The organism is Streptomyces sp. NPDC021224 (genome assembly GCF_044332905.1).
GTDB lineage: Bacteria > Actinomycetota > Actinomycetes > Streptomycetales > Streptomycetaceae > Actinacidiphila.
Genome location: NZ_JBIRPW010000005.1, coordinates 183,322 through 197,859, shown reverse-complemented (window position 1 = coordinate 197,859; position 14,538 = coordinate 183,322). Strand labels below are relative to the sequence as shown.

Below are 14,538 nucleotides of genomic sequence, written 5' to 3'. Positions count from 1 at the left end.
CACCGATGGTGGGTGTAGCTCAGCTGGTAGAGCACCTGGTTGTGGTCCAGGATGCCGCGGGTTCGAGTCCCGTCACTCACCCCACCGAGGCCCCGGCCCGCGCAAGCGGTCCGGGGCCTCAGCCGTTCCGGGCCCCCCGTGCGCGGGCGCGCCGCGCCTTCCCGGCGTCCGCGCGGATCCGACAGGGTGTCACCTGCGGCCCGGTCGAGATGGGCCGGAAAACGCCGCCGGGGGTGGCGGGGTGGGGTCCGAGGCGATAAAGCGCTGGACGCGCCGGGGCTCACGCGGTCAGGCCGAGGGACGTCACGAGGGCGTGCATCTCGTCGCGGTAGACGGTCGCCGGGTCGTGGACGAGGCCGCGCAGGTGGCCGTAGATCTCCAGGGCCATGAGGCCGTGCATGCGGCCCCACACGCGCAGGGCGAGGGCGAGGCCGGACGGCGGCAGGTCGGGGAAGTCCGTGCGGACGTGGGCGGTGAGGCCCGCGTCGAAGTCGTCCCAGGTGTAGGCGGGGCCGTCCGGCTGGAGCGGGCCGGCTGTCGGCCAGGCGGCGGCGACGAGGTCGACGAGGCCGGTACAGGCGCGCAGTTCGGCGGTGGCGCCCGGTCCGTCGTCGGGCGGGCGGTAGCCGGAGACGGGGTCGCCGTAGATGAGTTTGAAGCCCGCGGGGTCGGCCAGCGCCCAGGTGCGCATCGCCTGCGCCCAGGCCAGGATGCGGGCGCCCGGCCGATCCTCGGGGACGGCGTCGCGGGCGGCCTCGGCGCCGTCCACCGCGGCGGTGTAGACGTCGCCGATCAGCGTGGTGACCAGGTCGTCCCGGGTGCGGAAGTAGCTGTAGATCGCGCCGGCCGTCATCCCCATCTCGCGGGCGATGGCGCGCAGCGAGAGGGCGTCGGGGCCGCCCTCGGCCATGAGCCGGAGCGCGATCGCCTTGATCTCGGCGGTGGTCTGGGCGCGCATCCGCTCGCGGCGGCTCACGGGCTTCTCGGTCACGGTTGACACTCTACAGGGTTGGGTTACTGTACGGCGTGTCGTTCATTGAACGGCGTGTAGTAATTTCACGGCTCTAGGAGTGACATTGGACCGGGCCCGGCTACGCCTTGGGCTGCTGGCACTGACGCAGCTCATCGTGGCTCTCGACTACAACATCGTGTACGTGGCGCTGCCCGACATCGGGGACGCGCTCGGCTTCACCCCGCAGTCCGTGCAGTGGGTGGTCAGCGCCTACGCCGTCGGGCTCGGCGGGCTGCTGCTGTTCGGCGGGCGGGCGGTGGACCGGCTCGGCGCCCGCCGGATGTTCATGACCGGGCTGGCGCTGTACGCCGTCGCCTCCCTGGCCGGTGGCCTCGCGGCGGACGGCGGCGTGCTGATCGCCGCCCGCGCGGTGCAGGGCGCGGGCGGGGCGCTGCTCACCCCGGCGACGCTCACCCTCATCTACCGCGGCTTCGCCGAGGGGCCGGAGCGCAACCGGGCGCTCGCCGCCTGGGGCACGGCGGGCAGCGCAGGCCTGGCGACGGGCTCGCTGCTGGGCGGGGTGCTCACCAACTACCTGGGCTGGGAGTGGGTGTTCTTCGTCAACGTGCCCCTCGCGCTGGGCTGCGCGCTGATCGCCCCGCGGCTGCTGCCCGCCGACCCGCCCCGCACCAGCGGCTCCTTCGACGTCCCCGGCGCGGTGCTGGCCACCGCCGGGTCGGTGCTCCTGGTCCTCGGACTGGCCGGCGGCCCCGAGGCCGGGTGGCTGTCGCTGCGCGGCGCCGGGGCGCTGGCGGCCGGGGCGGTGCTGATCGGCCTGCTGCTGGCCGTGGAGGCGCGCACCCGCGACCCGCTGATCCCGCTGAAGCTGGCGCGCGGCCGCAACCTGGCCACCACGATGGTCGTGATCGCCCTCTTCCAGGGCACGCTCGGCGGCGGCTTCTACATCCTGACCTGCTACCTGCAGCCGGTGCTCGGCTACAGCGCCCTGCGGACCGGACTGACCTTCCTGCCGCTGACACTGGCCTGCATGTTCTCCGCCCTCAAGGCCACCCCGGTGCTGCTCGCCCGCTTCGGGGTCCGCAGCACGCTCGCCGTCTCCCTGGCCGGTACCGGCGCCGGGATCGCCGTGGTCGTCGCGGGCACCACCTCCGGCGGCGGCTTCTGGACGCTACTGCCCGGCAGCATCGTGTGGGGCCTGTTCGGCGGCGTCGCCTTCGTCACCCTCTTCGCCTCCGCCGGTTCCGGTGTCGCCCCGCACGAGCAGGGCGTCGCCTCCGGACTGGCCAGCAGCGCCAAGGAGATCGGCGGCGCGATGGGCCTGGCGGCCTTCGTCGCCCTCACCACCGGCGCGCGGCGCCCGCTGGACGGTCTGCACACGGCCGGCTGGACGGCCGCGGCCGTGACCGTCGTCGCCGGCCTGATCGCCCTCGTCCTCGAACCCCCGCGGCCTCGTCCGCAGGCCGACCCGTCCCCCGCCCTCGAAGGAGCGAACCGATGAGCACCACCGACCTGATCGACGCCTACATCGCCGTCTGGAACGAGCGGGACGCCGCCGCCCGCGAGAAGCTGGCGGCCGCCGTCCTCACCGACGACTGCTTCTACTCCGACCCCGACTACGCCGGGCTGCACGGCCGCGCCGCGCTGTCGGAGGCGATCGGCCTGGCCCACACCAAGCTCGGCGACCTGCGTTTCACCCTCGGCGACGTCATCGGCGTCCATCACGACCGGGCGCTGTTCACCTGGCGGCTGGGCGACGTCGCCACCGGCTACGACGTGGCCGAGTTCGCCGGGGACCGCATCCGCAGCGTCGTGGGCTTCTTCGTGTGACGCGCCCGGGGTCCTGACGCCGTGCACCCCCCGACGCCGTACGGTCGGGGGGTACTTCGACGAGGAGAGGGCGCGGCGGTGCTGATCGACACGGTGGCGTGGGTGCGGACCGAGGGCGGGCGGGTGCTGTGCGCGCGGCCGCGGGGCAAGGACGTCTTCTACGTGCCCGGGGGGAAGCGGGAGGGCGCCGAGAGCGACCTGGAGACGCTCGTCCGGGAGATCCGGGAGGAGCTGGACGTCGCGCTGGACCCGGCGACGGCCGCGCACACGGGTACGTACGAGGCGCCGGCGGGGGACGCTCTCGTACGGATGGCCTGCTACACCGCGGACTACCGGGGGGAGTTGGCGCCCAGCAGCGAGATCGAGGAGATCGCCTGGTTCTCCTACGCCCACCGGGAACTGGTCCCGCCCGTGGACCGGTTGCTCTTCGACGACCTCAGGGACGCCGGGCTGCTGGCCTGACGCCCTCGGCCGGACCGGGCTCCTGCGCGGCCAGCAGGTCGTCGGCGTAGGCGCGGGTCCAGGCGGCCAGGGCGTGCAGGGGGCCGTCGACGAAGGTCACGCCCAGCGGGGTGAGGGCGTAGTCGACGTGCGGCGGGGCCGCGGGGTGGGCCCGCCGGGCGACCAGGCCGTTGGCCTGGAGGCGGCGCAGGGTCTCGGTCAGCGCCTTGTCGCTCACCCCGCCCAGCCACGCCAGCAGGTCGCGGCGGCGGCGCGGGCCGGGGCGCAGGCCGGCCAGCACCACCGCGTCCCAGGTGTGGGCCAGCAGGTCGGTCGCCGCGCGCAGTCCGCAGTCCGCGAGGAAGGGCGGGCCGGGCGGCTGCGGCTGCGGGGTGGCCGCGGGGCAGGAGGCGGCGGGGTCCGCCGTCGCGGGGTCGGGTGCGGTCCGGCTCGTCATGCCCCCATGGTGCCGCAGCCGTTTCCTACCGGGTGGTGCGTATCGGCCCGCCTACGGTCCTGGAAAACCGTCTGAGGGGAGCAGGACATGCGGATCGGCATTCTGGGCACGGGCACGCTCGCGGTCGCGCTGGGCGCGGCGTGGGGGCGTGCGGGGCACGAGGTACGGGTCGGCGGGCGGTCGCGGGCGCGGGCCGGGGACGCGGCGGCGGCGATGGGCGGGGCGGCGGCCGCGGTGGAGCCGCGGGAGGCCGTCGAGGGGGCGGACGCGGTGCTCGTCGCGGTGGCGTGGGAGGGGCTCGCGGACATCCTCGGCCTCGCGGGCGCGGCGGACGGGACGCTGGCCGGCACGCCGCTGATCGACCCCACCAACGCGGTCGCGCACGGGGTCGGCGAACTCCTCACCGGCGACGGGCGCTCCGCCGCCCAGCACGTCGCGGACCTCGCGCCGGGCGCACATGTCGTCAAGGCCTTCCACCTCTTCGCCTCCGACCAGTGGAGCGGCGGGCGCGAGCCGGTCACCGTGGCGATGGCCGGGGACGACGCCGGGGCGCTCGCCGCGGCCGCGAGGCTGGTGGAGGACGCGGGCGGGCGGCCTGCGGTGGTCGGACCGCTGCGCCGGGCCCGGCAGCTGGAGGAGGTGGCCGGATTCGTCATCGGCCTGGTCTTCGCGGGCGTGGACCCGTCCACGGCGGTGCCGGGCGTCCCGGTGAAGGTGCCGAGCCTCCTGGCGTGAGGGCACGGGGGACGCCGCCGGGAGCGCTCCCCGTGCGCCCCCGGCGGCGTGGCGTACCGGAGCAACACCGCGGCCCCGCGCCCTCCCAGTGCCCAGGGAGGTGCGGGGCCGCGGCCGGGGTCCCGGAGGGAGCGGGGCGGCCGGGCGACTGTCAGGAGGCCCGGGTCATCTCCCGCCCCGGCTCCCGCCGGGAGTACGGATCACGCGCCGAAGAGCAGACCGTAGGCTCCCATCGCCATGGCGATGTCGGCCTGGGCCCAGAAGCGGTGATAGGTGAAGGTGGGCGCCGCGCCACCGTCGAGGTAGGCCTGCACCTTGGGCCAGTTCGGGTCGTTCTTGTAGAAGGACCGCAGCTCGATGAAGGTCGAGCTGGAGTTGATCTTGTCGCCGTTGGGCATGGTGCCGGAGAAGCTGGACGGCACGTAGACCGGGTCGTCGAACCGGTTGTAGTCGGTCCGGGTCTCCGGGGTCGCGATGCCCAGCGGGTCCTGGTAGTTGGTCCACATGCCGTCGAGCAGCTGCTTGGCCATGGTCTTGGCGGCCGTGCTGCCGGACTTGGCGGCGTAGTAGGACAGCGTCTTGGCGTAGGCCGCCGTGACGCCCAGGTCGTTGCCGTAGGCCGAGACCGTCACGTGCAGACCGGCGTTGCTGCCCGGGCTGGACGCGTTCCAGGTGTCCGGCTGGCCGGACCACTGGAGGTCGGACGGGATCTTGAAGGTGCCGTCCGCGTTGATGGTGGTCTGCGACATGGCCCAGGTGACCCACTTGTCGAGGATCTTCTTGGCCTTGGCGTCACCGGTCTGCTGGTAGTACTCCGCGACGCGCTCCATCGACCAGGCCTGCATGCCGAACCACTGGTTCGACGGCGGGTCGTGGTAGACGGGCTCCCAGTCGTACGCCATCCCGTAGAAGGTGGGCGTGCCGGCCGGGGGCTGCGCGTAGGCGCCGTCCCAGCTGTTGGTGGCGCCACCGGCGATGGCGCCCTCGGAGGACTGCAGCCACTGGTAGAACTCCAGCTGGCGGCTGAGGCTCGTGGTCCAGTCGGCCTTGCCGGTCGCGGACTTCGGGGCCATCGCCGTGTCGGTGGTCAGCGCGTAGGCCGCCAGCGGGTTCTGGTAGCCGAAGTGCGAGGCGCCGTCACCGATGCGCCAGGACCAGCCGCCGCCGGTGCCGGACGAGCCGCCCCAGGCGTAGTACCAGGACAGCAGGTAGTGCTCGCTGTCCTTGCCGGTGCCGGCCGCGCAGGTGCTCGGGTTGGTGCAGTTGCCGATCTTCTTGAAGTACTTGTCGAAGAACGAGTACCGCAGGTAGTCGCCCATCTTGCCGGCCTTGGCGACGGTCGCCGAGACGTCCGCCTTCTTGCCCTGGGCGGTGGCCCACTGGTCGGCCCAGTACGCGGCCTGGATGGCGCGCGCGTCGGCGTCGGGGGCGTCGGTGTACTTCCACTGCTGCGCGTAGTTCGAGTCACCCGTGAAGAGGTCCAGGTAACCGTTCTTGCCACCGTACTTGAACGCGTCGCAGGTCGGCTGCGGGATGGTCTCCCACACCGACTCCTGCGCGCCGCGCTGGAAGGTGTTGATGTACGACGGGCCCTTCGCCGTCGGGCCGAGCTCGCAGCCGCCACCGGGCGTGTCACCGTAGCCGTAGATGTTGTCCACATCCTCCAGCCAGTGCATGCCGTAGATGTCGTCCGAGCCGTAGGCCGACTTCAGCTCGCCCGCGATCGGGTCCACGCCGACCTTGATGCTGCTGTCGAGCTGCGACGGGTAGTCGCTCGGCAGCGGGTGCTCGGGGGCGTAGGTGGCCGGCGAGTTGGGGTTGTACGAGCTGCCGGACGGCTGGTCCGCGTGCGTGGGGATCATGTACTTCTCCATGGTGCCCCAGGCCGCGTTGAACTTGCTCCAGTCACCGCTGACCTGCCCGTACATGGCCTGCAGCCAGATCATGTACGAGTACGCCTCGGACGTGGTCTCGTGACCGTAGTCCGGGGCCTCGGCCATGAGCGTCTCGACCGAGTGGTACGGGATGCCGTCGGTCGAGAAGTAGCCGCTCGACGGGTCGGTGATCTTGGTGTAGAGCGACAGGAAGCGCGCCGCGTAGTCACCGGTCGCGGCGATCTCGCTGACCGAGACCGTCGCGGTGCTGTAGCCGGTGGCGGTGGCCGAGAAGGTCGCCGAACCGGTGCCGGAGGCGTCGGCCGCGACGGTCACGTTCTGCGCCGTCGACCAGTTGGCCGGGGTGAAGGTCAGGCTCCCCCCGGACTGGACGCTCAGCCCGCTGTTGCCAGCGGTCCGCGCGACGGCGACCGTCACGTTGGCCGCCGGGGCGCTGGACAGCTTCAGGCCGAACGTGCCGGTCTTGCCCTGCTGGACGGACAGCGTCGTGGGCGAGGCCACGATCGCCGGGCCGCTCGCGACGTGCACGCCCACCGGGGTCGACTCGGCGGAAGCGCCCAGGCTGTCGTAGGCCTTGGCGTAGACCGAGTAGTCGCCCGCCGGGACGCTCGCCCAGTTGAACGTGTACGGCGAGGTGGTGTCGGTGCCCAGCAGCGTGGTGTCGTTGTAGAACTCCACCTTGGTGATCGTCGCGCTGTCCGCCGCGACCGCGGTCGCGGCCAGCGGGATCGTGGCGCCCGCGCTGTAGGTGGCACCGGCCGACGGGCTGGTGAGCACCGGCAGCGGCGCCTGGTGCGCGCCACCGCACACCGTGCCGTTGACGCTGAAGGACGTCGGCGCGGTGTTGGTGCCGCTGTAGTTGAAGTTGGCGCTGGTGGTGACGTTGGCGTTGGCCGCGATCGTCCCGTTCCAGTCGAGCGACTTGACGGTGACGGCCTTGCCGGACTGCGACCAGGTGCCGTTCCAGCCGCTCTGCAGCGTCTGGTTGCCGGTGTAGGAGTACGTGAGCGTCCAGCCGCTGATCGCGCTGCTGCCCAGGTTGGTGATCTTGGCGTTGGCGGTGAAGCCGGAGCCCCAGTCCTGGGTGGTGTAGTCGACGCTGCACGACAGGCCCGCGGCGTGCGCGGAACCGCCGGCCGCCACCGTCATGCCGAGCGGCAGGGCGAGCGCGGCCGCCAGGGCCGTGAGCAGTTTCGTGACCCGCCGTCCCGGCCTTCTCAGGATCGGTCTTCCTCTTGCCATGCGGGAGGTCCTCCTCGCGCTGGTGTGTGGGGGGATGGAAGTGGTGCGTCTGAGCTGTGAACCAGTGGGAGCGCTCCCACCATCAAGGCGTTGCCGAATACCTGTCAAGAGGTGAAGCACAAAGCCCTGCTGGGGCGCCTGCGATGTGCACTAGTCGGCATGCGCGGCACACAGTCGGCGGATGGCCGGGAAGTTGCCCCTACCCTTGGACGGCACTTGACGCTAGGGTCGTGCGCCGGACCAGTGGGAGCGCGTCCACTTCTTGTCGACGTCCGCCGGTACCCGCCCGGGGCACCGCGGACGGCACCATTCCTCGATCCCCCCACCTCACGAGGAGTCGCTCATGCGACGACCCACGCGCACCGCGGCGCTCGCCGTCGCGGCCGTGAGTACGGCGGCCGCGGCCGCCGCCCTGCTCCCCGCACTCGGCGCGACCGCGGCGGGTGCCGCACCGGCCTGCGCCGTGTCCTACTCGGTGACGAACCAGTGGGACTCCGGTTTCCAGGGCAACGTTGTCATCACCAACAACGCCGCTCCCACCACCAGCTGGAAACTCGGCTTCACCTTCTCCGGCGGCCAGAAGGTCACCCAGGGCTGGAACGCCGCCTGGACCCAGTCGGGCACCGCCGTGACCGCGGCCTCCGAGTCGTACAACGGCGCGATCCCCACCGGCGGCACCGTCAGCGCCGGCTTCCTCGGCAGCTGGTCGGGCAGCAACCCGGCGCCGACGGGCTTCACGCTCAACGGCACCACCTGCAACGTCGACGGCGGCGGCACCACGCCCCCGACCACACCGCCCACCACCCCGCCGACGACGCCTCCCACCACGCCGCCGACGACCCCGCCGACCACTCCCCCGACCACGCCGCCCGGCGGCGACACCGCGCCGCCCAAGCTGCACGTGTCAGGGAACAAGCTGCTCGACTCGACCGGCAAGCAGGTCGTGCTGCACGGCGTGAACCGCTCGGGCACCGAATTCGCCTGCGCGCAGGGCAACGGCATCTTCGACGGTCCGGTCGACGACGCCGCGATCAACGCCATCACCAGCTGGAAGGGCGTCAACGCGGTCCGCGTGCCGCTCAACGAGGACTGCTGGGAGGGCCTGAGCTACGTGCCCGGGGCCGACGGCGGCGCCAACTACGTCGCGGCGATCACCGGCTGGGTCAACCGGCTGGTCGCGCACGGCATCACCCCGATCGTCGAGCTGCACTGGACGCACGGCCTCTACACGGGCAACTCCGCGGGCTGCACCGACGTCAACGCCACCTGCCAGAAGCCGATGCCGGACGCGCAGTACGCGATCCCGTTCTGGACCAGCGTGGCCAACACCTTCAAGTCGAACACCTCGATCGTCTTCGACCTGTTCAACGAGCCCTACCCGGACCGCGCGACGTCCACCACCGACCAGGCCTGGGCCTGCTGGAAGGACGGCGGCACCTGCCCCGGCATCAATTACGAGGTGGCGGGTATGCAGGACATGCTGGACGCCGTGCGCGGCACCGGCGCGCAGAACGTCGTCATGATGGGCGGCCTGGCCTACTCCAACGACCTGACCGGGTGGCTGGCCCACAAGCCGACCGACCCGACGGGCAACCTGGCGGCGGCCGTGCACGTCTACAACTTCAACTCATGCGCGAACAGCTCCTGCTGGGACTCCCAGCTGGCGCCGGTCGCCGCGAAGGTGCCGCTGGTGGCCGGTGAGATCGGCGAGAACACCTGCGGGCACTCCTTCGTCGACAGCTTCATGAGCTGGCTGGACAGCCACCAGGTGGGCTACCTCGGCTGGACGTGGAACACCTGGGACTGCTCGTCCGGTCCGTCGCTGATCTCCAGCTACGACGGCACCGCGACGGCGTACGGCCTCGGCCTGAAGAACCACCTGGCGTCGCTGGGCTGACCCGGCGGCACCCCGAGAACGGGGGCGGTCCCGTGCATGGATGGCGTGCACGGGCCCGCCCCTCCCTCGCGTCCGGGGCCCGCTGCGGGCTCCGCGGGGGCGCCGGGCGGGCGCTGAACTGGGGCTGAGCGCCAACTCCCGTGCCCGGCACGTCCGTTCGAGTCTCGTACTCGTTGCAGGCGCCAACTGGCCATTATTGAACAACTTATTGACGCGCCTATGGGTGCCTTGTATACATCACCTCGCCGAGAGAGCGCTCTCATCCCGCTCTGCCGGCCTCCGGCACGGACCCCCACCCGGTTGAGGAGAACACATGTCAGGCAGTACATCCCTGCTGGTGCGCAGAGCCGCGGGGCACCGTCGCGGGCGCCAGCCGTACCTCGTCCTAACCGCCCTGCTCGCGCTGCTGGCCGGGCTCGTCCTGGTGGTCGGCTCGCAGTCGCCGGCCCGCGCTGCGGGCACCCTGCTCTCGCAGGGCAAGCCGGCCACCGCGTCGTCCACCGAGAACGCCGGGACCCCCGCCTCGGCGGCCGTGGACGGCAACACCGGCACGCGCTGGTCGAGCGCGGCGTCCGACCCCCAGTGGCTCCAGGTGGACCTCGGCAGCAGCCAGGCCATCAGCCAGGTGACGCTCAACTGGGAGACGGCCTACGCCAAGGCGTTCACGATCCAGACGTCCGCCAACGGCACCACCTGGACCACCGTCTACTCCACCACCACCGGAACCGGTGGCGTGCAGAACCTCGCCGTAAACGGTTCCGGCCGCTACGTGCGGATCAACGGCACCGTGCGGGCCACACAGTGGGGCTACTCGCTGTGGGAGTTCCAGGTCTACGGCGGCGGCACCCAGCCCGGCGCCTGCACCACCACCAACGTCGCGCAGGGCAAGTCGGCCGTGGCGTCCTCCACCGAGAACGCCGGCACCCCCGCCTCGGCGGCGGTCGACGGCAACACCGGCACCCGCTGGTCCAGCGCCTTCAGCGACCCGCAGTGGCTGCGGGTGGACCTCGGCTCGTCGCAGCAGATCTGCGGCGTCGGGCTGAACTGGGAGGCCGCCTACGCGACCGCCTACCAGATCCAGGTCTCCGACGGCGCCGACGGCCCGTGGACGAACGTCTACTCCACCACCACCTCGACCGGCGGCGTGCAGAAGCTGGACGTGACCGGCACCGGCCGCTACGTCCGGGTCAACACCACCGCGCGGTCCACCGCGTACGGGGTGTCGCTGTGGGAGTTCCAGGTCTTCACCACCACCGGCGGGACGACCGACGGCGGCGGCAACAACGGCGGCACGACCGGTGGCACCACCGGCGGCACGACCCCGCCCGACGACTTCTGGGGCACCACCGACGACATCCCGGCCGCGCACAACGTGATGGAGCTGAAGATCCTCAACCGGACCAACGGCGCCTACCCGGACAGCCAGGTCTACTGGAGCTTCAACGGCCAGGTGCACTCCATCGCCGAGCAGCCGTACTTCGACATGCCGGCGAACTCCTCGGGCCGGATGTACTTCTACGTCGGCTCGCCGAACAGCCAGTACAACGACTTCATCGAGTTCACGATCGGCCCGAACGTCTTCAACGGCAACACCACCCGGGTCGACGCCTGGGCGCTGCCGCTGGCCATCCGGCTGCACTCGCACGACGGCCAGGACATCCAGCTCGGCGACAGCCAGGACCTGTTCACCATGAGCCGCGACCAGGTCTTCCAGTCCTTCCAGAACGCGGTGCCGCAGCAGTTCAAGGTGCTCGCGCAGACCCAGGCGCCCTACCGGATCATCGCTCCGGGCAGCGACCCGAGCTTCCGTGAGGGCGGGGTGAACGCGAACTACTTCACCGCGTACGCCCAGTCGGTCGGCGTCAACGAGCCCACCTCGAACATCTTCGGCTGCGCCGGTTCCATGGGCGCCGACGCCGCCAAGTGCGCCGCGCTCAACCGGCACACCGCGACGCTGCCCGCCGACCAGCAGCAGGACCCGACCAAGTTCTACAGCGGCGACCCGGCCAACTGGTACGCCAAGTACTGGCACGACCACGGCATCAACCACCTCGCGTACGGCTTCCCGTACGACGACGTGGCCGGCCAGGCCGCGTACGCCTCGCAGCAGAACCCGCAGTGGATGGAGGTCGCGGTCGGCTTCTAGCCGGTCCGCCGCCTCGCAGCCCCCGAGGAGTTCCCCGGTTCCCCCCACATCCCCCCACAAAGCCGGGGGCGGGCCCGGTGCACACGCCATGTGCACCGTTCCCGCCCCCGGCGGTCCGCCCTCCGCAGGCGTCCTACGCCTCGCCTCGCGGCCCCGCAGCCGCCGGACGCCCCCCACGGCGTCCGGCGGCCGCTGCCGCGTGCACGGCGCTCATACGGACTCCCGCTGCACCAGCTCCGTCGAGAGCACGACGTGCCGGCGCACGGACTTGCGTTCGGCGATCTCCTCCAGCAGCACCCGGGCCATGGTGCGGCCCATCTCCTCGGTGGGCTGCCGGACGCTGGTGAGCGCCGGGTCCATGTGGCGGGCGATCGCGGAGTCCTCGAAGCCGACGAGCGCGACGTCCTCGGGCACCCGGCGGCCCGCCTCGCGCAGCACCGCCCGCGCGCCGGCCGCCATGACGTCGGAGGCGGCGAACACGCCGTCGATCTCCGGGCGGCGCACCAGCAGCTCGCGCATCGCGCGCCGGCCACCCTCCTCGGTGAAGTCGCCGCGGGCGACCAGGGCGCTGTCGAAGCCGCCGAGACCGCCGGAGCCGGACGCGGCCTCGACCGCCTGCCGGTAGCCGTCCAGCCGGCTGCGGGCCACGTACATGTCCGGCGGGCCGGTGATGGTGGCGACCTGGCGGCGGCCGCGGGCGATGAGATGGGCGACCGCGGCGCGCGCCCCGCCGACGTTGTCGGCGTCGACGTAGGACACCGACTCCAGGTCGCTGCGGCGGCCGTTGAGGACCGCCGGCATCTCCAGCTGCTCCAGCAGGTCGGGCAGCGGGTCGTCCTCGTGGACGGACACCAGCAGCACGCCGTCGACCCGGTGGGCGGCCAGGTACTGCGCGAACCTGGTGCGTTCCTTGGGCGTGCGGATCAGGGTGAGCAGCAGTTGCATGTCGGTGTCGGCCAGCTCGGCGCCGATGCCGCGGATGATGTCGGAGAAGTAGGGCTCGGCGAAGAGCCGGGTCTCCGGTTCCGGGATGACCAGGGCGATGGCGTCGGTGCGGTTGCCGGCCAGCGCGCGGGCCGCGCGGTTGGGCACGTAGCCCAGTTCGGCGATGGCGGCCTCGACGGCGGCCTTGGCGCGGTCACTGACTCTGGGTGATCCGTTGATCACCCGGGAGACCGTGCCTCGCCCGACTCCGGCGCGCAGCGCCACCTCCTCAAGGGTGGGACGCCCGCTGTGCCGTCCGTTCATGGCCACTGCCGCCTCCTGTACTCATTTCGCGCCACCTTAGCGCCCGGTCCTTCCCCGTAGGAGCGGTACCTGAGAGCGCTCCCACACTACAAGCCCCAGGCAGGGGCTTCCGTTCAAGAAGTAATCGCGAGTCAGCTCCGGACACGTTCCGGCAACGAAATGGACTTCACATCTTGACACTGACCCCTCCGAGGCGTGAATGTTCCGGAAAGCCTACGTGGGAGCGCTCCCACAGCGCCAACTTTCGTACCACCCCGGGGACCACGCACCACCAGCACGCTGACCCACCCTGACAAGGAGAGTGGAATGCGCACTTCCGGCAGAACCCGCAAGGCCGCCGTCATCGCGGTCGCGGGTCTCGCAGCCTGCGCGACCCTGATCACCGGCTGCAGCAGCGACAGCAAGGACGACAGCAAGGACAGCTCGAAGGGCGGCACGTCCAACGAGAACATCACCCTGCACGTCGGCGACTTCGGCTCGTTCGGCTACGACGACAAGAACGGCGCCGCTCTCTACGCCGAGTACCACAAGCTGCACCCGAACATCACGATCGTCGAGGACAACGTCTCCGACGGCCAGCAGTACTGGGACAAGCTCAAGCTGCACCTGACCCAGAACAGCGGTCTGGCGGACATCCAGGCGATCGAGGTCGGCTACATCGGGCTGGCGATCCAGCCGAACCTGGCGAACAAGTTCGTGGACTTCAAGACGGTCCAGGGCTTCGACGCCAACGCGTGGCTCCCCTACAAGGAGAAGCAGGCCACCACCGGCGACGGCAAGATCATCGGCCTGGGCACGGACGCCGGCCCGACCGCGATCTGCTACAACAAGGACGCCTTCGCCAAGGCGGGCCTGCCCACCGACCGCGACCAGCTCGCGACGGCGTGGAACGGCGACTGGCAGAAGTTCATCGACCTGGGCAAGCAGTTCCAGGCCAAGGCCCCCAAGGGCATGAAGTTCTCCGACTCCGGCAGCGGCCTGTTCAACGCGATCCTGGCCAGCCAGTCCACGCAGTACTCGGACGAGAACGGCAAGCTGATCTACGACACCAGCGCGGGCGTCAAGACCGCCTGGGACCTGTCGACGGAGGCCGTGCAGGCCGGCATCACCGCCGGCTACCAGCAGCTGGACCCGCAGAACGCGTGGGCCGCGGCCTTCAAGACCGGCAAGTTCGCGACCGTGACCTGCCCGAGCTGGATGGTCGGCCTCGTGCAGACCAACTCCGGTGACGCCGGCAAGGGCAAGTGGGACGTCGCCGCGCCGCCGCAGGTCGGCAACTGGGGCGGTTCCTTCCTGGCGGTGCCGAAGTCCGGCAAGCACGTCAAGGAGGCCACCGCCCTGGCCCAGTGGCTGACCGCCAAGGAGCAGGAGGTCAAGGTCTTCCAGAAGTTCGGGAACATCCCCTCGAACGTGGCGGCCCTTGAGGACCCGGCGGTCCAGACCCTCACCAACCCGTACTTCCCGGGCACCCCGATCGGCAAGATCTTCGCGGGTGCGGCCAAGAACATCACCCCGGCCCCGATCGGCCCGTGGGACGGCAACGTGAAGGACATCATCACCAAGAACGGCATCATGGACATGGAGAAGCGCGGCACGGCCAAGGACAAGGCCTGGTCGAACGTGGTCTCCCAGATCAAGGACAAGGTCGTTCAGTAACCCCCGGCGGGGCCGCCCGGC

11 protein-coding genes and 1 tRNA gene are annotated in these 14,538 nt (G+C 71.4%); 8 read left to right on the top strand and 4 right to left on the bottom strand.

Annotated features, from left to right (window positions below):
- The first annotated feature begins 8 nt into the window (after window positions 1-8).
- Window positions 9-84, top strand: a tRNA-His gene (locus ACH4PY_RS15150).
- Window positions 85-280: 196 nt separating this feature from the next.
- Here the strand turns inward: ACH4PY_RS15150 and ACH4PY_RS15145 are convergent.
- Window positions 281-991 (bottom strand): TetR/AcrR family transcriptional regulator, encoded by a 711-nt coding sequence (locus ACH4PY_RS15145; protein WP_398181331.1) that lies wholly within the window; start codon window positions 989-991, stop codon window positions 281-283.
- Between the two features lie 79 nt (window positions 992-1,070).
- On the opposite strand from ACH4PY_RS15145, the gene ACH4PY_RS15140 reads away from it, so the two are divergent.
- From ACH4PY_RS15140 to ACH4PY_RS15130, 3 genes are all read left to right on the top strand, one after another.
- Window positions 1,071-2,471, top strand: a complete 1,401-nt coding sequence (locus tag ACH4PY_RS15140; protein WP_398181328.1) for an MFS transporter — start codon at window positions 1,071-1,073, stop codon at window positions 2,469-2,471.
- Window positions 2,468-2,800: a nuclear transport factor 2 family protein gene (locus ACH4PY_RS15135; RefSeq protein ID WP_398181325.1), complete on the top strand. Its 333-nt coding sequence runs from the start codon at window positions 2,468-2,470 to the stop codon at window positions 2,798-2,800. The genes ACH4PY_RS15140 and ACH4PY_RS15135 overlap by 4 nt, the downstream gene beginning before the upstream one ends.
- Window positions 2,801-2,878: 78 nt before the next feature.
- Window positions 2,879-3,262, top strand: a complete 384-nt coding sequence (locus tag ACH4PY_RS15130; RefSeq protein WP_398181321.1) for an NUDIX domain-containing protein — start codon at window positions 2,879-2,881, stop codon at window positions 3,260-3,262.
- Here ACH4PY_RS15130 and ACH4PY_RS15125 read toward each other — a convergent pair.
- The gene (locus ACH4PY_RS15125; RefSeq protein WP_398181318.1) at window positions 3,237-3,698 is read right to left on the bottom strand and encodes a winged helix-turn-helix transcriptional regulator; all 462 of its coding nucleotides are present in this window, start codon (window positions 3,696-3,698) and stop codon (window positions 3,237-3,239) included. The two genes, ACH4PY_RS15130 and ACH4PY_RS15125, sit on opposite strands and share 26 nt — an antisense overlap.
- Before the next feature lie 87 nt (window positions 3,699-3,785).
- On the opposite strand from ACH4PY_RS15125, the gene ACH4PY_RS15120 reads away from it, so the two are divergent.
- Window positions 3,786-4,433: an NADPH-dependent F420 reductase gene (locus tag ACH4PY_RS15120; RefSeq protein WP_398181314.1), complete on the top strand. Its 648-nt coding sequence runs from the start codon at window positions 3,786-3,788 to the stop codon at window positions 4,431-4,433.
- A gap of 200 nt (window positions 4,434-4,633) precedes the next feature.
- Here ACH4PY_RS15120 and ACH4PY_RS15115 read toward each other — a convergent pair whose 3' ends face one another.
- Window positions 4,634-7,570 carry a glycoside hydrolase family 48 protein gene (locus ACH4PY_RS15115; RefSeq protein ID WP_398181311.1) on the bottom strand — a complete coding sequence of 979 codons (2,937 nt, stop codon included), beginning with the start codon at window positions 7,568-7,570 and terminating at the stop codon, window positions 4,634-4,636.
- A gap of 343 nt (window positions 7,571-7,913) precedes the next feature.
- Here ACH4PY_RS15115 and ACH4PY_RS15110 point away from each other — a divergent pair, with 343 nt between their 5' ends.
- Window positions 7,914-9,467, top strand: coding sequence for a cellulose binding domain-containing protein (locus tag ACH4PY_RS15110; RefSeq protein ID WP_398181308.1), 1,554 nt, complete (start codon window positions 7,914-7,916; stop codon window positions 9,465-9,467).
- Window positions 9,468-9,780: 313 nt separating this feature from the next.
- On the top strand, window positions 9,781-11,613 hold the full coding sequence (locus ACH4PY_RS15105) for a discoidin domain-containing protein (RefSeq protein ID WP_398181305.1): 1,833 nt from the start codon (window positions 9,781-9,783) through the stop codon (window positions 11,611-11,613).
- A 210-nt stretch (window positions 11,614-11,823) separates the two neighbouring features.
- On the opposite strand, the gene ACH4PY_RS15100 is transcribed toward ACH4PY_RS15105, so the two are convergent.
- Window positions 11,824-12,861 carry a LacI family DNA-binding transcriptional regulator gene (locus tag ACH4PY_RS15100; RefSeq protein ID WP_398182119.1) on the bottom strand — a complete coding sequence of 346 codons (1,038 nt, stop codon included), beginning with the start codon at window positions 12,859-12,861 and terminating at the stop codon, window positions 11,824-11,826.
- Window positions 12,862-13,167: 306 nt separating this feature from the next.
- Here ACH4PY_RS15100 and ACH4PY_RS15095 point away from each other — a divergent pair, with 306 nt between their 5' ends.
- Window positions 13,168-14,517, top strand: a complete 1,350-nt coding sequence (locus ACH4PY_RS15095; RefSeq protein WP_398181301.1) for an ABC transporter substrate-binding protein — start codon at window positions 13,168-13,170, stop codon at window positions 14,515-14,517.
- Window positions 14,518-14,538 lie beyond the last annotated feature (21 nt).

What these genes read in the sequence shown, in the direction of transcription:
- ACH4PY_RS15135 (WP_398181325.1), top strand. Translation starts at nt 2,468, where the DNA reads ATGAGCACCACCGACCTGATCGACGCCTACATCGCCGTCTGGAACGAG.
- ACH4PY_RS15125 (WP_398181318.1), bottom strand. Translation starts at nt 3,698, where the DNA reads ATGACGAGCCGGACCGCACCCGACCCCGCGACGGCGGACCCCGCCGCC.
- ACH4PY_RS15120 (WP_398181314.1), top strand. Translation starts at nt 3,786, where the DNA reads ATGCGGATCGGCATTCTGGGCACGGGCACGCTCGCGGTCGCGCTGGGC.
- ACH4PY_RS15115 (WP_398181311.1), bottom strand. Translation starts at nt 7,570, where the DNA reads ATGGCAAGAGGAAGACCGATCCTGAGAAGGCCGGGACGGCGGGTCACG.
- ACH4PY_RS15110 (WP_398181308.1), top strand. Translation starts at nt 7,914, where the DNA reads ATGCGACGACCCACGCGCACCGCGGCGCTCGCCGTCGCGGCCGTGAGT.
- ACH4PY_RS15105 (WP_398181305.1), top strand. Translation starts at nt 9,781, where the DNA reads ATGTCAGGCAGTACATCCCTGCTGGTGCGCAGAGCCGCGGGGCACCGT.
- ACH4PY_RS15100 (WP_398182119.1), bottom strand. Translation starts at nt 12,861, where the DNA reads ATGAACGGACGGCACAGCGGGCGTCCCACCCTTGAGGAGGTGGCGCTG.
- ACH4PY_RS15095 (WP_398181301.1), top strand. Translation starts at nt 13,168, where the DNA reads ATGCGCACTTCCGGCAGAACCCGCAAGGCCGCCGTCATCGCGGTCGCG.